The following is an 18,743-nucleotide window of genomic DNA, read 5'->3' on the forward strand; positions in this document are numbered from 1 at the left end:
TTCCATCTCGCCACAGTTCTACTTCGGCGGGGGTGGGTTCAGGGGCGGGGTTCCACGCCCGACTTCAGCAGCCCGTACACGTACGCCTCGGTGACGGCCTCCCAGGCGGCCTCGACCACGTTCGACCCCACGCCGACGGTCGACCAGGAGTGCTCGCCGTCGCTGGTCTCGGTCAGCACCCGCGTGATCGCGTCCGTGCCGAGCTCCGTGTCGAGGAGGCGGACCTTGAAGTCGATGAGCTCGAACCGGGCGAGCTCCGGGTAGACCCGCGACAGCGCGGTGCGCAGCGCGTGGTCGAGCGCGTTGACCGGGCCGTTGCCCTCACCGGTCGTCACGATCCGCTCGCCGCCGGCCCAGATCTTGACGGTCGCCTCAGCCACGGCGTTGGCGTCGGGCGAGTGGACCGACGGCGGGGCCGCGCCCGCCGGGAGGGTCTCCACGATGGTGCGCCAGGACTCGACGGTGAAGAACTCCGGGCGGATTCCCAGCTCGGACCGCAGCAGCAGCTCGAACGACGCGTCGGCCGCCTCGTAGGTGTAGCCGGCGGCCTCGTCTTCCTTCACGCGGTTCGTGACCCGGGAGAGCAGCTCGCCCTGTCCGGCCAGGTCGAAGCCCAGCTCGCGGCCCTTGAGCTCGATCGAGGCGCGGCCGGCCATGTCGGAGACGAGCATGCGCATGTCGTTGCCCACCAGGGTGGGGTCCGTGTGCTGGTACATGTCGGGGTCCACCCGGATGGCGCTGGCGTGCAGGCCACCCTTGTGCGCGAACGCGCTCGCCCCGACGTACGGCTGGCGCGCGAACGGCGAGATGTTCGTGATCTCGCTGATGGCGTGCGAGATCCGGGATGCCTCCCGCAGGCCGCCGTCGGCCAGGAGGGACATGCCTGCCTTCAGCTCGAGGTTGGCCACCACCGTGACGAGGTCGGCGTTGCCGGTGCGCTCGCCGTACCCGTTGACCGTGCCCTGGACGTGCGTGGCGCCCGCCTCGACGGCGGCGAGGGAGTTCGCGACGGCGCAGCCGGTGTCGTTGTGGGCGTGCATGCCCAGCATCTGCTCCGGCCCGACGGCGGTCCCGGCCCGCAGCTCCCGCACGATCTCGCCGACCCAGGTGGGCAGCATGCCGCCGTTGGTGTCGCAGAGCGTGACCACCTCGGCGCCGGCGTCGAACGCGGCGGCGACAGCGCTGGTCGCGTACTCGGCGTCGTGCCGGTAGCCGTCGAAGAAGTGTTCCGCGTCCAGCACCACCCGGCGGCCCTCGCCAACGAGGAAGGCGACGGTGTCGCTGATCATCGCGAGGTTCTCGGCGCGGGTCGTCTTCAGCGCACGCTCGACGTGCCGCACGTCCGACTTGGCCACGAGCGTCACCACGGGGGTCGCGGCGTCGAGCAGGGCCCGCACCTGCGGGTCGTCGCCCGCGCGGACCCCCGCGCGGCGGGTCGCCCCGAACGCGGCGAGCACCGCGTTCTTCAGGGTCAGCTCGGTCGCGGCACGGGCGAAGAAGTCGGTGTCCTTGGGTACCGCACCCGGCCAGCCGCCCTCGATGTAGCCGACGCCGAGCTCGTCGAGCAGTGCTGCGATGGCGAGCTTGTCAGAGACGGAGAGGCTCATACCCTCCTGCTGTGCGCCGTCGCGCAACGTCGTGTCGTACACCTGGAACGAGGCGGTGGTCATCGATGCTCCCAACGATGTGTCTGGCACGGTGGCTGAGGTCAGATCTTCAGGCCAACAAAAAAAGACCCTCCGGGTGTGGAAGGTCTGCGCGTCCGGTGGGGTGTCGCCGGACGCGCTACGAAATGCTGATCGCCTGTCGCAGGGTGGGGCGCGGGGTCATGCGGGTCATAGTGCCACAGCCGGGCGGTTGATGGTAGCGGTGTCCAGAAGTGGGGCCCGGGAGACGGCCGGCCTCAGGTTGGCAGCTCTCACCCCATATCACGCTTCTCCCAAACATCTTTGGACTTTTGTTTGCCAATCGCCATAAGTCCGGATAGGTTGCTTGGGACGACGCCGTCGAACCGGGGAGCGACGATGCACCACGCCCACGATGACTCTTCAAGCAGGGCCTCTGCACGCACTGGAATCTGGTTCGTCGGAGCGCGCGGCTCCGTCGCCAGCACCGCCACCGTCGGCCTCGCGGCAATCACCCATGGTCAGTCGCCGCCGACGGGCTGCGTCACCGCGCGGGAGCCCTTCGCCTCGGCGGCCCTCCCCGCGTTCGCCGACCTCGTCGTCGGCGGGCACGACATCTCCGCCGTCACCATGACCAAGCGCGCGGAGTGCCTCGTCGAGACCGGCATGATCCCGCAGCGGCTGCTCGCCGCCACGCACGACGCCCTCGAACGGGCCGACGCCGAGGTGCGGTCCGGGTACGACCCCCATGCCGCCGCGCACGGAGGCCCGGAGGAGGCGCACGGGAGCTCGCAGCAGGACGCCGCCGAGCGGCTCGCCGCGGACATCACGGCGTTCCAGGAGCGGCATGCCCTGGCGCGGGTCGTCGTGATCGACGTCTCCTCGACCGAACCGCCAGTCGTCCCGGTGCCCGAGCACTACGACACCGACGCCCTGCTCGCCGCCCTCGCCGACCCGACCCGCTCGGTGCTGCCCGCGTCGTCCGTCTCCGCGTATGCGGCGATCCTCGCCGGAGCCGCGTACGCCGCCTTTACGCCGTCGGCGGGCATGGGCCTGCCCGCCCTGATCCAGCTCGCGCGCGACCGCGGGATCCCCGCGGCCGGGCAGGACGGCAAGACCGGGGAGACCTGGCTGCGCACCGTGCTGGCCCCCGCGTTCGCCGCGCGCGGGCTGAAGGTGCTCTCGTGGGCCGGCACCAACCTGCTGGGCGGCGGCGACGGCGCCACCCTCGCCGACCCCGAGGCAGTACGCAGCAAGCTCGCCAGCAAGAACCGCGGCCTGCGGGCGCTGACCGGCAGCGACACCACCCCGCTGCACATCGACAACGTGCCCGACCTGGGCGACATCAAGGTCGCCTGGGACCACGTGCACGTGGAGGGCTTCCTCGGGTCGCGGCTCACGCTGCAGACCACCTGGAGCGCCCACGACTCGATGCTCGCCGCGCCGCTCGTCCTCGACCTGGCCCGCCTGCTCGCGCTCGCCCACGCCGCCGGGATCAGCGGGACCGTCCCAGAGCTCGGCTACTTCTTCAAGGACCCCTGGGACTCGGACGTGCACGACGCCGCCGAGCAGGCCGGCGCGCTCGAGGACTGGGTTCGCCGCACATCGGCGCAGGTCCGCTGATGACGTACCGGCCGGAACCCCCGTTCGAGCTGCCACCGGAGCACCGACCGGAGTCACGGCTGCGGGAGACCGGGCTGAGAATTCAGGCGAGGGCCCTGGCGCGCGCCGAGGCGAGGGCACGTTCGGACGCGGCTTCGGGGACCCCGGTCAGCGCGCGGCCGCCGCGCCTCGGTGACCTGGCCGAGCTGGTCCGAGCGCCAGCCGCCCTGACCGTCGTCGGGGACTCGCTGGCGGGCCTGGCCGCCGCCCGGGCAGGCACGCCGACGCCGTTCCGCTCGCGCCACCTCCTGCTGCCCGTTGCCTCGGCCTGTCTCTATCTGGGCGGGATGGCGTTGAACGACTACGCCGACCGGGACGTGGATGCCGTCGAACGCCCCGAGCGGCCCGTTCCGTCGGGCCGGGTGACGCCGGGGACAGCGCTCGCGGTCGGCGCGGCCCTGACCGCGGGTGGCGTGGCAGCGGCAGGGGTCGCGGGCGGGCGACGGGCGCTCGGCGTCGCGATCCCGCTCGCAGCCTGTGTCTGGACGTACGACCTGGCCGCCAAGGACCGCTCGGCAGGGCCGTTCGTCATGGCGGCGTGCCGCGGGCTCGACGTGCTGCTCGGCGCCACGCCCGGGCGTCTGCGGTCCGCGCTGCCGGCCGCCGCCGGGCTGTCCGCCCACACGCTGGGCGTCACCCTGCTGTCGCGCGGCGAGGTGCACGGCACGACGGCGCGGGTCGCGGGCGGTGTCGCCGCGGGCACCGTCGCCGGTGCGGTCGCGGCGGCCACCGCACGTCCCTGGCATGCCGCCACCGCCCTCTCGGCCCGCCGGACCGCTGTCCGCTGGACCACGGTCGGGGCCGCCACCGCCTACGCCGCGGCCTGCCTGCCGGCGCAGGCCCGCGCCGCCGCCAGTCCCACGGCGGCCAACGCGCGGGCCGCTACCCGGTCCGGGATCCAGGCGATGGTGCCGCTGCAGGCGGCGTGGGCGGCGCGCTCCGGGAGCCTGGGCACGACGGCGGTCCTGGCCGGGATCGCCGCGATCGGATACGGGCTGCGACTGCTGGGCCGCACCCGGGGCAGCGCGGGGGTTAGCATCACATGAGGCCCCCGTTCCTCCTGGGCTACGGCACGAACGGCTTCGGCGACCATCCGCTGCCCGCCGCGCTCGACGTGCTCGACGACGTCGGGTACGACGCGGTCGCGCTCACCCTCGGCTTCCCGCACCTCGACCCGTTCGCACCCCTCGCGGGCGACGACGTCGCCGCGCTGCGCAGGCACCTCAAGCGGATGCGCGGGGGTGCCGGGGCGGCGGTAGTGGTCGAGACCGGCACGCGCTACCTGCTCGACCCGCTGCACAAGCACCGGCCGACGCTCGTCGACCGGGACGCGACCCTCCGGATGCGCTTCCTGGAACGCGCCGTCGAGGTCGCGGCGGACCTCGACGCCCGCTGCGTCTCGTTCTTCTCCGGGATCCTGCCGGACGACGCCGACGCGGCCGACGGCTGGGCCAGGCTCCGCGACCGCATCCCACCCCTGGTCGAGCACGCCGGAGAACGCGGGGTGCGGCTCTCGCTCGAACCCGAGCCGGGCATGCTCGTCGAGACCGTCGACGACGCCCTGCGACTTCACTCCGACGTGGGCGCGCCGCCCGAGCTGGGGATCACCGTCGACGTGGGGCACTGCCTCGTCGTCGAGCCCGAGGGTGTCGAGGGCGCGCTGCGGGCCGCCGCGCCGCACCTGTTCAACGTGCAGCTCGACGACATGCCGCCCACGCACCACGAGCACCGCCCGTTCGGCGAGGGCAGCATCGACCTGCCGCTCGTGCTCGCCACGCTCGCCGACATCGGCTACACCGGGGTCGCCGCAGTCGAGCTGCCCCGCCACTCCCACGACGCGCCCCGGCTCGCCCTGGACAGCCGCACCGCCCTGATGCGGGCATGGGCGGCCGTCACCGGTGCCCGCGCCGACACCACCAGCGACGGGGCCCGCTCATGACCGCCGGCACGAGCGGCTGGCTCGCAGAGGCCTGCGCCGAGGTCGCGCGCGACCCGGACAGCGTCACCCGTGCGTTCGCGGTCGCCGCCCGCCAGGTGGGCCGCGGGCCGCGGTGGCCGGATACCGACCCGACCGGCGTCGTGCACGGCACGGTCGACGACGCCGCGCGGGCGACGCTCGTCGTCGCGCTGGCCGCCGCCGTCGGTACGGGCCCGGACTGTGCCGAGCGCCTGACGCTCCTCTACCGGCAGGGCGACGCCGCCGAGCGGCGCGGCGTGCTGCGAGGTCTCGACGCGCTCGAAGCGCGGGGCGACCTGAGCGACGCCGGCGGCGCCGGAACTGTCGAGCCTGGCGCCGCTGAGCTGGTCGTCGCCGGCCTCGAGCTCGCCGCCGACGCCCTGCGGACCAACGACCCGAGCCTCGTCGCGGCCGCCGTCGGCCCGTTCGGGTCCCGCCACCTGGACCAGCACACGTGGCGGCACGCGGTCCTCAAGCTCGTCTTCCAGGGCGTGAGTCTCGACGCCGCGAGCGGCCTCGAGACCCGGACCGACGACGAGCTGGACCGCATGGCGCGCGACTTCGCGGCAGAACGCCGGGCCGCGGGACGGCCCGTACCGGCCGACCTCGACCGGCTCACGACCCACCGGCCTGCCACGACAAGGGAGTGACGATGCGCATCCTCGACCCGCACATCCACATGACGAGCCGCACCACCGACGACTACGAGGCCATGTACGCCTCGGGAGTGCGCGCCGTCGTCGAGCCGTCGTTCTGGCTGGGCCAGCCCCGCACGAGCGTGGGCTCGTTCACCGACTACTTCGACGCCCTGCTCGGCTGGGAGAGGTTCCGGGCAGCGCAGTTCGGCATCCGGCACCACGCGACGATCGCACTCAACCCCAAGGAGGCGAACGACCCGCGCTGCCGGGAGGTGCTCGCCGAGGTCCCCCGCTACCTGCTCAAGGACGGCGTGGTGGCCGTGGGCGAGGTCGGCTACGACTCGATGACCCCCGAGGAGGACGAGGTGTTCGCCGCGCAGCTCGTCATGGCCCGGGAAGCCGGGCTCCCCGTCCTCGTGCACACCCCGCACCGCGACAAGCTGGCGGGAACGCGCCGCACCCTCGACGTCGTACGCGAGTCGGGCCTGCCGCCGGAACGGGTGCTCGTGGACCACCTCAACGAGACCAACGTCGCCCTGGTGCGCGACGCCGGGGCGTGGGCCGGGTTCTCCATCTACCCCGACACCAAGATGGACGAGCGCCGCATGGTCGCCATGCTCCAGGAGTACGGCACCGACCGCATGATCGTGAACTCCGCCGCGGACTGGGGCCGCTCCGACCCGCTCAAGACCGCCCGGACCGGGCAGGCGATGCTCGCGGCGGGCTTCTCGGCCGACGCCGTCGACCAGGTGCTGTGGCGCAACCCCGTCGCGTTCTACGAGCAGTCGGGAAACCTCGTGCTCGACCCGGTACCAGGGTTCAGCGCGGGCGCTCCGCCGGCAGGCGTCGAGTTCGAGGGCTCGTCCGTACTGCGCGGCGCGCGGGCCTGAGGGGGAATCGGGATGCTGCTCTCGTACTGCACCAACGTGCACCCCGCCGAGGACCTCGACGGCGTGATCGACCAGCTCGGCCGATACTCCGGACCCGTGCGCGAGGCCGCCGGCCTCGACACGCTCGGCGTAGGGCTGTGGCTGCCCGCCGAGCTGGCGCACCGCCTGGACCGCTCCGCCGCCGACCGGGAACGGCTGCGCGCGGCGCTCGCCGAGAACCGGCTCCAGGTACACACCCTCAACGCCTTCCCGTACGGCGGCTTCCACCGCGAGGTCGTCAAGCTCGCGGTGTACTCCCCCACCTGGGCGGAGCGCGCCCGACTCGACTACGTGCTCGCGTGCGCCCGCGTACTGGCCGACCTGCTGCCCGACGACGACACCACCGGGTCGATCTCGACCCTCCCGCTGGCCTGGCGCGCCCCCTGGACGCAGGCCGACGACGACGAGGCGACGCGGGCCTTCGCCACTCTCTCCGCCGAGCTGCGCGAGCTCGCGGAGCGCACCGGCCGGACCGTGCGCGTCGCCGTCGAGCCCGAGCCGGGATGCGTGCTCGATACCGTGGAGGACGTCGTCTCGTGGCTGGCCGCGCGCACCGGCGCCGAGCGGCCCGACGACCGGCGCATCGACCCCGAGTACGTCGGCGTCTGCCTGGACACGTGCCACCTGGCCGTGTCGTTCGCGGACCCGGCGGGCGCCGTCGGCCGGATCACCAGCGCCGGCCTGCGTGTGGTCAAGGTCCAGGCGTCCGCTGCGCTCGAGGTCGCCGACCCGTCCGTGCGCGGCGCCCGCGACGCCGTCGGGCGGTTCGTCGAGCAGCGCTACCTGCACCAGGTGCGTGAGCTGGCGCCGTCGGGCGAGGTGCTGGCCTCCGACGACCTGCCCGTGGCGCTCGGGAACGCGGACCGGCGCCCGGGGCTGCCGGGCGACGGGCCGTGGCGGGTGCACTTCCACGTGCCGCTGCACCACGAGCCGGACGCCCCGCTGACCGCGACGACGAGGGTGCTGCGCGACGCCGTCGCCGCGGTCCGGGCCGCGCCGCACGGCGCCGAGGCGCACCTCGACGTCGAGACGTACACGTGGTCGGTCCTGCCGGACGGCGTCCTGGGCGGCGTCGGGGATGGCGCGCTCGGGGCTGGTGCGGACGGGGCGGGCGGCCTCGTGGCCGGGATCGCGGCCGAGCTGCGCTGGGCCGGGGAGCACCTGATGACCGGGGACGCCGCCGTCGCGACCGAAGGAGTCGGCGCATGAGGCCCGTCCTGCTGCTCGACGTCGTCGGGCTCACCGCCCGCGCCCTCGCCCACATGCCGCGCCTGCGGCGGCTCGCGGACTCGGGCTGGCAGTCCGAGCTCGCCACCGTGCTCCCCGCGGTGACGTGCAGCGTGCAGTCGTCGATGCTCACGGGGCTGATGCCGGCCGAGCACGGGATCGTCGGCAACGGCTGGTACTTCCGGGAGCTGGGCGACGTGTACCTGTGGCGCCAGCACAACCGGCTGGTCGGCGGCGAGAAGCTGTGGGAGGCCGGGCGGCGGCACGACCCGGAGTACAGCGCCGCGAACGTGTGCTGGTGGTACGCGATGGGCATGACCACGGACGTCACCATCACCCCGCGCCCGATCTATCACGCCGACGGCCGCAAGTCGCCGGACGCGTACGTCCGCCCGGCGTCGCTGCACGACGAGCTGACCGGCCGGTTCGGCGACTTTCCGCTGTTCACCTACTGGGGCCCGACGGCGTCGATCGCGTCGACCCGCTGGATCGTGGACGTGACCAGGCACCTGCTGCGCACGCGCGCGTCCCACCTCACGACGGCGTACCTGCCGCACCTCGACTACGACCTGCAGCGCTTCGGCCCCCAGTCGCCCGAGGCGGACCGGGCGGCAGCCGACCTGGACGCCGCCCTGGCACCGCTGCTCGACGACGCCGAGGCGGGCGGTGTCACCGTCGTCGCCGTCTCGGAGTACGGCATCGCGCCCGCGAACCGGCCCGTGGACATCAACCGGATCCTGCGTCGCGAGGGCTTCCTGGAGGTCTACGTGCAGGACGGCCGCGAGCAGCTCGACCCGTGGGCGTCGCGCGCCTTCGCCGTCGCGGACCACCAGGTGGCGCATGTCTACGTCACCGACCCCTCGGACGTTGCCCGGGTCGCGGACCTGCTGCGCGAGGTACCCGGCGTCGACGAGGTGCTCGACCGTGAGGCGCAGGCCCGCTACGGGCTGGACCACGAGCGAGCGGGCGAGCTGGTCGTCGTGGCCGAGCCGGGTTCGTGGTTCACGTACTACTACTGGCTGAACGACGACCGCGCGCCGGAGTTCGCGCGCGGCGTCGACATCCACCGCAAACCCGGCTACGACCCCGCCGAGCTGTTCTTCGACCCCGCCGACCCGCTGGCCAAGGCCAAGGCCGGCCTGAACCTCGTGCGCAAGAAGCTCGGGCTGCGGTACGCGATGGGTACCACCCCGCTCGACCCGTCGTACGTGCGCGGAACACACGGCCGGCTGCCCGACTCGGCCGCGGACACGCCCCTCGTCCTCTGCTCGGACGCGCGGATTCCCGCGGCCGTCTCGCGCTGGGTCGAGGACGACGCCGGCCAGGTGCCGGCGACCGCGGTCAAGGGGCTGGTGCTGGACCTGCAGGGGGCCCTCAGGACAGCAGGAGCTTCTCCAGCCGGGTCGACGCCGCGACGGCGCCCACCAGGCCAAGTCCCACGAGGTACGCCACGTGCACCCAGATCCCTGCGTCCACCTGGCCCAGCATGAGCGCTCGTTCGAGCGCCACGCCGTGGTACAGCGGTGTGACCTGCACCAGCCACTGGAGTGCGGGCGGGTACGTCGCCAGCGGGAAGAAGGTGGCGCTGAACAGGAACATGGGCTGGATCGCGAGGGTCACGTAGTCGAAGTCGACCCAGGACCGCATGAACGTCGTGGCGAACATGCCGATCGCGGCGAACGCGAACCCGATGAGCACGGCCGCGGGCAGCGCGAGCAGCGCCCACCACGAGGTGACGGCGCCCGCGAGCGCCGCGACGACCAGGAACAGTGCGGAGTAGATGGCGCCGCGGATGAGTGACCAGCTGATCTCGCCCACGGCGATGTCTCGCGGGCCGAGCGGCGTCGCCAGCATGGCGTCGTACAGCTTGGCGTACTTGAGCTTCCAGAACACGTTGAACGTGGAGTCGAAGACAGCCCCGTTCATGGCGGACGCCGCGAGCAGGGCCGGCGCCACGAACGCCGCGTAGGGCACCTCGGCGCCGGAGTCGGTGGTCACGGTCCGGACCAGGCCGCCGATGCCGATGCCCATGGAGAACAGGTAGAACACGGGCTCGGCGAAGCCGGTGACGAGCGCGACCCACAGGTGCCGGTAGGCGCGGATGTTGCGCTCGACGAGCATGCGCGCCATCCCGGCGCCGGCGGGGATGGGAAGCGCCCGGGCGATACGGGAGGCGAGGCCGCGGGGCGCGGCCGGCGCGGTCGTCGTGCTCACTTGACCAGCCTCCTGGTCAGGGCTCGCTCGCACAGCACCCATGCGACCAGGACGAACGCCAGGAGCACACCCAGGTGCAGGGCCAGCCAGGGCGGGTCGACGGTCCCCAGGGCGACCATGCGCGAGGACTCGACGCCGTGCCACAGGGGGGTCACCCAGGCGAGCGGCTGCATCCAGGCCGGGAGCTGGTCGATCGGGAAGAAGGTGCCGCTGAACAGCATGAGCGGGGTCGCGATCAGGCGGAACAGGATGGTGAACCCGTCCTCGTTGTCCTGGGTCGCGGTGAATCCGAAGATGGGAACCGTGAACGCGAGGCCGGTCAGCACGGCGATCGGGAGGCACCACAGCGCGCCCCACGTGGCGAACCCGCCGAACAGGGACGCGACCAGCATGAACACGGCGGTGGCTACGACCAGCCGGCCGGCGATGGAGCCGATGTGCCCGACCAGGATGTCCCGTACGCGCAGCGGCGTGGCGAGCATGGAGTCGTAGAGCTTGCTCCACTTGATGTAGTCCATCACCGGATAGGTGGCCTCGAACATGGCGAGCCACATGGTCTGCATGGCCACGATCGCCGGCACGACGAACTGCAGGTAGGGCACGCCGCCGAGGCCGCCGGTGCGCTCGTCGATCAGGGAGCCCAGGCCGATACCCATGGCCAGCAGGAAGAACAGCGGCGACACGAACGTGCTGATGATGGTGCCGCGCAGCGTGCGCCGGTAGACGAGCAGGAGGTACCCGGTCACGGCGCCGATCCGCTCCCGCGCCGCCAGCGGCGGTCGCGGGCCGTGGTCGCCGCGTGCGGTGAAGACTTCGGTGCTCATCGGTGCGCCGGTCATCAGTCCACCAGCGTCCGGCCGGTCAGGTGCAGGAACACGTCTTCCAGCGTGGAGCGCCGCACCAGCGACGACAAGGGCTGGATGCCCCGGTCGTGCACGCCGGCCGCTGCCTCGTCGCCGTCCTCGGCGTAGACCAGCAGGCGGTCCGGCAGCACTTCGATGCGCTGGCCGATGCCCGCTATCTTGGTGCCGAACTCGGCGTGGTCGTCGGCGTCGAACCGGAGCTCGAGCACCTCGCGCGTGGAGTGCTGCCTGATCAGCGCCTGCGGCGATCCCTCGGCGACGATGCGCCCGTGGTCCATGACGACGAGCCGGTCGCACAGCTGCTCTGCCTCGTCCATGTAGTGCGTCGTCAGGATCAGGGTGACGCCCTGGCGCTTGAGCCGGAACAGCCGGTCCCACAGCAGATGGCGAGCCTGCGGGTCGAGGCCGGTGGTGGGCTCGTCGAGCAGCAGCATCTCCGGCGTGCTGATCAGCGCTCGCGCGATGGTCAGGCGACGTTTCATGCCGCCCGACAGCGGCTCCACCCGGTCCTTGGCGCGCTCCGTGAGCTGCGCGAACGCCAGCAGCTCGACCGCGCGCTCGCGTACCTGGGCGCGCGACAGACCGAAGTACCTGCCGTACACCCACATGTTCTCCTCGACCGTGAGCTCCTGGTCCAGCTGGTCCTGCTGGGGGACGACGCCGAGCCGGGCGCGGATCTGCGGCCCGTGGGTGGCCGGGTCCTGTCCGAAGATTCGCAGCTCGCCGGCCGTCACCGGCGACACTGCCCCGACCATGCGCATGGTCGAGGACTTCCCGGCCCCGTTGGGTCCAAGAAACCCGAAGGACTCCCCCTTGTGCACGGCGAAGTCGACGCCGTCGACCGCGGTGAGGTCGCCGAACCTCTTGGTCAGACCGCGTGCGCTGAGGAGGATCTCTTCGGCCATGCCTCACACAGTAGGACGGGCCACTGACACGGCGAGCGGACGGCGGGTGGCACGGCGAGGAAGCCGCAGGAGAGCGTCGACGGTCCTCAGCCGCGTGCCGTGCGACCGGGGCCGATGTGTGCTGGAGTGGACATAGACCTCACAACCGGGAGGTACCGCGATGACTGACCCGAACCGCCCCTACGACCCTGACTATGGGGAGCCACCGCCGCCCGCCTATCCACCGCCGGCCCAGACGCCGGGCACACCGACCCAGCCGGTGGGGAACACGGCCGCCGACGCCTACCCCGCCACGGCAGGCACAGAGAACCCGCGCCTCGGTCTCGAGGTGGGCCGTTTCTGGGCCGGAGCGCTGGCAACGATGCTCGTGGCCGCCCTCATCGGGCTCGCCGCGGTCTTCGTCCTCGAGGAGGTCTTCAACCTCGAGATCCAGCCGCAGGCCGACGTGTTCGGCACGGGCTCCGACATGATGGCCTGGGTCGTGGCGGGTGCGCTCTTCGCTCTCCTGGCGGCGATCGTGCTCTACCTGCTCGTCATGAGCACGCCCCGCCCGAGGGCGTTCTTCGGCTGGGTGGTCGCCCTCGCCACCGTGATCCTCGCCGCCGTACCGTTCGCCGGTGAGTTCGAGCTCGTGCCGGCCATCCTCGCGGCAATCGTCTGGATAGTCATCGGCTCCGCGGTCTGGTCGCTGCTCACCGGGACGCTGAGCCGCACGGTGGTGCGGCGCACGACCGTCTGACCGCTGCCGGACGTGTCAGACCCACAGGTCACGGGGGCGACCTGTGGGTCTGACGCCTGCCTGTCAGTAGGCGCCGGCCGTCAGCCAGCCCTGCCCGTGACGGTGCTACCGCTCTTCGTCAGCGTGTACCGAACGGTGTCTCCGCTCCAGAAGTGGAACGTCAGGTTCACCGTGCCGTCGTTCACCTCTGCGAAGAAGTCCGGGGTGAGGGTGATGGTCCGTGCTGCGTAGTTCGGGCTGAACGTCACGTCGAACTGCTTGTACGACGTCCAGCTCTGCGGCCCCGCGTTCGACCCGTCCGCGTACTTCGCCTCCATGGTCGCGAGCTGGTCGCCCTTGAACGACGTCGGGATCTTGAACGACGCCGTCGTGCCCGAGGCGGCCCGGAGCACCGGCGTCTCCTGGTTGATGATCCGCAGGGTCCACGGCACGCCACGCGAGTACCGGACCACGAGCTTGCTGGCCGGACCCGGCTTCCGGTCTCCTGCGAGCCGGTTCAGCAGCGCGGCCGACAGCGTGAGCTTGTTGTCCGCCCCACGGGTGTAGTCGGTCCCTGCGGTCAGCTTGGTGCCGTTGTGCAGGAGGGCCACGAAGCGGGTCCCGTTGGGGTTGAGCCTGAGGCTCTTGGCGGTGATGCGGCCCGAGGCGGGCAGGAACACCAGGTCCGACGACGCCGTGCCGGACCGCTGCGTCCAGCTCGACGAGATCTGGTTGAACAGCGCCCGGTCTCGCCACCTGTTCGCGGTGCGGTCGAAGTGCTGCCCGTTGTCCCAGAGCATGGTCGTGAAGCCGCGCTGTCGGGCGGCATAGCCGAAGTACTCGAAGAACTTCAGCTTCTCGCCCTGCTGCACGGTCCCGATGTGCCGGTCGAAGCCGAGCAGACCGTACTCTCCGATGATCACCGGCACGCCGCGGGCGACGAACGCGGAGTGCACCAGGTCGAGCTGGTCGGTCAGGCTCTGCCGCGACTCGGCGTCGAACCTGGTGCGACCGGCGATGTTCACGCTGAAGTGCCAGGGCCCGTAGTTGTGCACGGTGGCGATGAGGTTCGGGTCGTCCAGCGCGGCGATCTCCGCGGCCAGCGCGTCGAGCAGGGCCGGATCCGACCCCGTGTGCAGCGTCGGCAGCACCAGCGGCCGCGTCGCGTTCTGGCCGCCGGAGTCACGCACGATCTCGTGGAACACCCTGTTGAGCTCGGCCAGCAGCTCGAGCTCCTGGGCCTCGCCCGAGCTGCCCGCGAACTGCGGCTCGTTGACGCTCTCGAACGTGAGGCGGGGGCTCTCGTCCTTGAATCGCTCGGCGATCTGGGTCCAGGTGTCGCTGTAGCGGTCGAGCACGGCGTCGTGGTTCGTGGGCATGGTGTTCACCCACTGCCAGGAGTCGTGGTGGATGTTGATCATCACGTAGAAACCGTCGTCGAGTGCCCAGTCCACCACCTCCTCGACGCGGTCGAGGTACGCCGGGTCGATCGTGTGATCCGGCGCACCCCCTTGGTGCTCGCTCCAGGTGACGGGGATGCGGATGCTCTTGAACCCCTGGGCACGAATCTGGTCCAGGAAGTCCTCGGTGACACGCGGGTTGCCCCACGACGTCTCGTCGCTGCCGGTCGAGTCGAGGGTGTTGCCCAGGTTCCAGCCCGGCTGCATGGCCGCGGCGATGTCCGTGATCGTTGCCTGGGCCCCCACCGTGTCGCTGACCTGCAGCGCCCCGTCCTGCCCGTCCGCCGCGGCAAGTGCTTCCGCTGTAGCAGGTGCTTTCGCCGGGGCCCGTGCCCCTTGCCTGGCGATGCTGTCAGGCTGTGGACCGTTGGTCGTCTCGGCACCGGCCGCTGGGGCGACCGATGTGAGGATGAGTGCGAAGCCGGCGGCTATGCCGGCCAGGCTGCGCGCAGTTCTCTGCATTAACAAGGCCCTTCTGGGGGTGACCTGCGGGAACGCCCCAATGCTGGGGGCGGGATGCGATGGCGTCAAGGGTTGGGTTTACGCCAGGCCCGAGTCACCCGGAAGCCCCTCACCCCCCTTCGTCGAGTGCATGATTTTCGCCCCGTCAGCACGTGCCGACAGGGCGAAAATCAAGCACTCAACAAGTCAGGGGTTGCCGGTTACCGTCGTTCCCGTCTTGGTCAGGGTGTAGGTGACCGTGTCGCCACTCCAGAAGTGGAACGTCAGGTTCACCGTCCCGTCGTTCACTTCGGCGAAGAACTCCGGGGTGAGGGTGATGGTCCCGGCGTCGTAGTTCGGCGAGAACGTGTAGGCGAACTCCTTGTACGACGTCCAGTTCTGCGGACCGGCGTTGGACCCGTCCGCGTACTTGGCCTCCATCGTCGCGAGCAGGTCCCCCGTGAACGACGTCGGGATCGCGAACGACCCCGTCGTGCCCGAGGCGTTCCGCAGCACCGGCGTCTCCTGGTTGATGACCCGGATCGTCCACGGCACGCCACCCGAGAACCGGACCACCAGCTCGTCGGCCGGACCCGGCGTCCGGTTACCCGCCAGCCGCTGCAACAGCGCCGCGGACAGCGTGAGCTCGTTGCCCGCGAGGGTGTAGTCGGTCCCGGCGACCAGCGCCGCGCCGTCGTGCAGCAGGGCCTGGAAGCTGGTCCCGTTCGGGTTGAGCGTCAGGCTCTGGGCCGCGACGGCGCCCGAGGCGGGCACGAACACCAGGTCCGACGACGCCGTCCCCGACCGCTGCGTCCAGCTCGACGAGATCTGGTCGAACAGCGCCTGGTCCCGCCACCTGTACGCCGTGCGGTCGAAGTGCTGCCCGTTGTCCCACAGCATCGTCGTGAAGTTGCGCTGACGGGCCGCATACCCGAAGTACTCGAAGAACTTCAGCTTCTCGCCCTGCTCGACGGTCCCGGTGTGCCGGTCGAACCCGAGCAGCCCGTACTCGCCGATGATTACCGGCACGCCGCGTGCGGTGAATGCGGAGTGCACCTGGTCGAACGTGTCGGTCAGGCTCTGCTGCACCTCGGCGTTGAACCGGGTGTAGCCGGCGATGTTCACGCTGAACGGCCAGAACCCGTAGTTGTGCACGGTAGCGATGAGGTTCGGGTCGTTCAGTGCGGCGATCTCGCCGGCCAGCGCATTGAGCTGGGCCGGATCGGAACCCGTGTGCAGCGTCGGCAGCACCAGCGGCCGGGTCGCGTTCACTCCGCCCGAACCGCGCACGATGCCGTGGAACACCCTGTTGAGCTCGGCCAGCAGCTCGAGCTCCTGGGCCTCGCCCGAGCTGCCCGCGAACTGCGGCTCGTTGACGCTCTCGAACGTGAGGCGGGGGCTCTCGTCCTTGAATCGCTCGGCGATCTGGGTCCACGTGTCGGAGTAGCGGTCGAGCACGGCGTCGTGGTTCGTGGGCATGGTGTTCACCCACTGCCAGGAGTCGTGGTGGATGTTGATCATCACGTAGAAACCGTCGTCCAGCGCCCAGCCCACGATCTCCTCGACGCGGTCGAGGTAGGCCGGGTCGATGGTGTGGTTCGGCGCACCCCCCTGGTGCTGGCTCCACGTGACCGGGATGCGGATGCTCTTGAACCCCTGGGCGCGGATCTGGTCCAGGAAGTCCTCGGTGACCCGGGGGTTGCCCCACGACGTCTCGTCGCTGCCGGTGGAGTCGAGGGTGTTGCCCAGGTTCCAGCCCGGCTGCATGGCGGCGGCGATGTCCGCGATCGTGCCCTTGTTCTTCCCCCTGCCTGTTGCTGCCGTTACTGCTGCGACCTGCCCGGCCCGCTCGGCGACGCTGCCTGGTTCCGGACTGCTGGTGGTCCCGGCCCCGGCCGCCGGAGCGACCGAAGCGAGGGTGAGTGCGATGCCGGCGACAATGCCGGCAAGGGTCCGCGCAGTTCTTTGCATGACGAGGCCTTTCTCGTTTTGCACCTGTGGGAACGCTCCCATGCTGGGGGTGTCAGGGAGTGAAGTCAAGGGTCAGACGCAAGCGCTTCGATGATCTCGAAATGCGCATACACGCGAGGACTTACGCGAGACCCGCATCCCGGGCCGCGATAGCAGCCTGGACCCGGGACGCGACGCCGAGCTTGGCGAGCACGCGCGACACATGGGTCTTGGCCGTGGCCTCGCTGATCGTCAGCTCCGCGGCGAGCTGCGCGTTCGACAGGCCGCCGCCGAGACCCGCGAGCACGTCGCGCTCCCTCGGCGTCAGGTCCGCGGGCAGGGGTGCGACCGGACCGCCCCGGTTGCCGGAACCGTTCAGGTCCCGCGGCGCGGACAGCTCCGCGATGAGCCGCCGGGTCACCTCCGGCGCCACCACGCCGTCACCGGCCGCGACGTGCCGTACGGCGTCCACCAGCGCGGACGCCTCAGCGGTCTTCAGGAGGAAGCCTGCCGCACCGGCCCGCAGCGCGCCGAACACGTACTCGTCCAGGTCGAACGTCGTGAGCACGAGCACCTCGGACAGGCCTTCGTCGACGATCTGCCGGGTCGCGGTCACGCCGTCGGTCCCGGGCATGCGGACGTCCATCAGGACGACGTCGGGGCGCAACGCCCGCGCGTTCGCCACCGCCACCGCGCCGTCGCCGGCTTCGCCGACCACCTCGATATCGCCTGCCGTCGCGAGCAGCATGCGCAGGCCCGCGCGGATCGCCGCGTGGTCGTCGGCGAGCAGGACGCGGATCATGCGCGGACTTCCGGCGTCGGCCGATCCGCCGAGGCCGCCGCGACGAGGCGGTCGGGCAGCGGGAGGACCGCCCGGACCCGCCATCCTGTGCCGACCGGCCCGGCCTCGAACGATCCGCCGAGGGACTCGACCCGCTCCCGCATCGACACCATCCCGATCCCGCTCCCGCCTCCGACGTCGGCCCGGTCGCGGGGAGCGTCGCCAGGGCGGGGGCCGACGTCCTGCACCTCGAGCTCCAGGCTCTCGCGCGCGGCGAGGTAGAGCTCGGCACGGATGCCGCCGTGCTTGTGCACGTTCGTCAGCGCCTCCCGCACCACCCGGTACACCGCGTGGTCCACCGCTGCGGGCAGGACCGTGGCACCGGAGAGCACGCCCTCGGGATCCGTCACCGCCAGGTCCAGTCCCGCGAGCCGTGCCTGCTCCAGCACGGGGGCCAGCTGGGCGGCGCGTGGCGCGGCCAGCAGGTCCGAGCTGCCCGACCCGGACGACGACGCCGCGCTGCTGTGCAGCACCCTGATCATCGCCTGCATGTCCTCCAGCGACGCCAGGCTCTCCGCGCGGATGCTGCGCAGTGCCGCGCGGTCGCGCTCCGGTTCGGCCGCGCCCGCGAGCGCTGCGCCCGAGGTGATTGCTATCGCGGAAAGGTGCGAGGCGACGACGTCGTGCAGGTCGCGGGCGACGGCGGTCCGCTCGGCGCGGACGGCGTCGTGCCGCGCGGACTCGGCGAGGCGCAGGAGCGCGGTGCCGCGTTCCCGCTCGAGCCGTCCGCGCTCGTGCGCCGCGGCGGTGAGCTCCCGGCCCTGACGCACGTTCGCGCCCCACCACATCGGCATGACGAGGAGGGTGACCGCCTGGAGCCCGGCGAGGATCGCGAATCGGGCTTCGCCCGTGATCTCGCCGATCACGATCATCAGCGCGAGCGAGGCGAGGGCGACGCCGACGGCGGTGACCCGCCGCGCCGTCGGGCGGCCGTGCAGGTGGACCGCGTACAGCGCCTCCCACAGGATCACGATCAGGCCGACGCTGCCGCCGAGCGCGACGTCGGCGCCGAAGGCGACGGTGGCCACGCCGAGCGCGCCGAGCGGGTGGATCCGGCGCCAGACCAGCGCGGTGCAGCCGACGACGGCGGGGATCACGAACCACCAGGACGGCACGTCCGGGGGTCCGCTCCAGGACGTCCTGACCAGACCGAGGGCGTCGAGCGCAAGCGCGATGGCGAGGAGGCCCGCTGCCGTGATGACGTCACCGCGCCGGTCTTCGGCCATGACTACCTTGGCGACGGGCGCGATCAGGTCGGTCGGGCGGGGCATGCCACCATCTCAGCACGCGGAGGCGCGGCCCGGGTCATCCGA

16 protein-coding genes are annotated in these 18,743 nt (G+C 71.7%); 8 read left to right on the forward strand and 8 right to left on the reverse strand.

What is annotated here, in order from left to right:
* Window positions 1-38 precede the first annotated feature (38 nt).
* The gene (gene cimA, locus IE250_RS05600; RefSeq protein WP_189668197.1) at window positions 39-1,670 is read right to left on the reverse strand and encodes a citramalate synthase; all 1,632 of its coding nucleotides are present in this window, start codon (window positions 1,668-1,670) and stop codon (window positions 39-41) included.
* A 354-nt stretch (window positions 1,671-2,024) separates the two neighbouring features.
* Here cimA and IE250_RS05605 point away from each other — a divergent pair, with 354 nt between their 5' ends.
* The 7 genes from IE250_RS05605 to IE250_RS05630 are packed head-to-tail and all read left to right on the forward strand — an operon-like array spanning window position 2,025 to window position 9,528.
* Window positions 2,025-3,248, forward strand: coding sequence for an inositol-3-phosphate synthase (locus tag IE250_RS05605; protein WP_189668198.1), 1,224 nt, complete (start codon window positions 2,025-2,027; stop codon window positions 3,246-3,248).
* Window positions 3,248-4,333, forward strand: coding sequence for an SCO3242 family prenyltransferase (locus IE250_RS05610; protein WP_189668199.1), 1,086 nt, complete (start codon window positions 3,248-3,250; stop codon window positions 4,331-4,333). The genes IE250_RS05605 and IE250_RS05610 overlap by 1 nt, the downstream gene beginning before the upstream one ends.
* Complete coding sequence (locus IE250_RS24375) at window positions 4,330-5,226, forward strand: sugar phosphate isomerase/epimerase family protein (protein WP_229872148.1); 897 nt, start codon at window positions 4,330-4,332, stop codon at window positions 5,224-5,226. The genes IE250_RS05610 and IE250_RS24375 overlap by 4 nt, the downstream gene beginning before the upstream one ends.
* Window positions 5,223-5,894, forward strand: a complete 672-nt coding sequence (locus IE250_RS24380; protein ID WP_229872149.1) for an EboA domain-containing protein — start codon at window positions 5,223-5,225, stop codon at window positions 5,892-5,894. Before IE250_RS24375 ends, IE250_RS24380 begins: the two co-directional genes overlap by 4 nt.
* 2 nt (window positions 5,895-5,896) lie before the next feature.
* On the forward strand, window positions 5,897-6,772 hold the full coding sequence (locus tag IE250_RS05620; RefSeq protein WP_189668200.1) for a TatD family hydrolase: 876 nt from the start codon (window positions 5,897-5,899) through the stop codon (window positions 6,770-6,772).
* 12 nt (window positions 6,773-6,784) lie between these two features.
* Window positions 6,785-8,020 (forward strand): metabolite traffic protein EboE, encoded by a 1,236-nt coding sequence (gene eboE, locus IE250_RS05625; protein WP_189668201.1) that lies wholly within the window; start codon window positions 6,785-6,787, stop codon window positions 8,018-8,020.
* Window positions 8,017-9,528 carry an alkaline phosphatase family protein gene (locus IE250_RS05630; protein ID WP_189668202.1) on the forward strand — a complete coding sequence of 504 codons (1,512 nt, stop codon included), beginning with the start codon at window positions 8,017-8,019 and terminating at the stop codon, window positions 9,526-9,528. Before eboE ends, IE250_RS05630 begins: the two co-directional genes overlap by 4 nt.
* Here IE250_RS05630 and IE250_RS05635 read toward each other — a convergent pair.
* From IE250_RS05635 to IE250_RS05645, 3 genes are read right to left on the reverse strand one after another with little or no spacing between them, the layout of a single operon-like run.
* Window positions 9,413-10,252, reverse strand: coding sequence for an ABC transporter permease (locus IE250_RS05635; protein WP_229872150.1), 840 nt, complete (start codon window positions 10,250-10,252; stop codon window positions 9,413-9,415). The two genes, IE250_RS05630 and IE250_RS05635, sit on opposite strands and share 116 nt — an antisense overlap.
* On the reverse strand, window positions 10,249-11,076 hold the full coding sequence (locus IE250_RS05640; RefSeq protein WP_189668204.1) for an ABC transporter permease: 828 nt from the start codon (window positions 11,074-11,076) through the stop codon (window positions 10,249-10,251). Before IE250_RS05640 ends, IE250_RS05635 begins: the two co-directional genes overlap by 4 nt.
* Before the next feature lie 14 nt (window positions 11,077-11,090).
* The gene (locus tag IE250_RS05645; protein WP_189668205.1) at window positions 11,091-12,020 is read right to left on the reverse strand and encodes an ABC transporter ATP-binding protein; all 930 of its coding nucleotides are present in this window, start codon (window positions 12,018-12,020) and stop codon (window positions 11,091-11,093) included.
* Window positions 12,021-12,180: 160 nt separating this feature from the next.
* On the opposite strand from IE250_RS05645, the gene IE250_RS05650 reads away from it, so the two are divergent.
* The gene (locus IE250_RS05650) at window positions 12,181-12,759 is read left to right on the forward strand and encodes a hypothetical protein (protein ID WP_189668206.1); all 579 of its coding nucleotides are present in this window, start codon (window positions 12,181-12,183) and stop codon (window positions 12,757-12,759) included.
* Window positions 12,760-12,839: 80 nt separating this feature from the next.
* Here the strand turns inward: IE250_RS05650 and IE250_RS05655 are convergent, their stop codons facing one another.
* From IE250_RS05655 to IE250_RS05670, 4 genes are all read right to left on the reverse strand, one after another.
* Window positions 12,840-14,660: a cellulase family glycosylhydrolase gene (locus tag IE250_RS05655; protein ID WP_189668207.1), complete on the reverse strand. Its 1,821-nt coding sequence runs from the start codon at window positions 14,658-14,660 to the stop codon at window positions 12,840-12,842.
* A 186-nt stretch (window positions 14,661-14,846) separates the two neighbouring features.
* Entirely contained in the window at window positions 14,847-16,610 is a 1,764-nt protein-coding gene (locus tag IE250_RS05660) for a cellulase family glycosylhydrolase (RefSeq protein WP_229872151.1), read from the reverse strand.
* Between the two features lie 121 nt (window positions 16,611-16,731).
* Window positions 16,732-17,391, reverse strand: a complete 660-nt coding sequence (locus IE250_RS05665) for a response regulator (protein ID WP_189668209.1) — start codon at window positions 17,389-17,391, stop codon at window positions 16,732-16,734.
* Window positions 17,388-18,701, reverse strand: coding sequence for a sensor histidine kinase (locus IE250_RS05670; protein WP_189668210.1), 1,314 nt, complete (start codon window positions 18,699-18,701; stop codon window positions 17,388-17,390). Before IE250_RS05670 ends, IE250_RS05665 begins: the two co-directional genes overlap by 4 nt.
* Window positions 18,702-18,743: the final 42 nt, after the last annotated feature.

It is taken from the genome of Promicromonospora soli, from assembly GCF_014653785.1.
Classification (GTDB): Bacteria; Actinomycetota; Actinomycetes; order Actinomycetales; family Cellulomonadaceae; genus Promicromonospora; species Promicromonospora soli.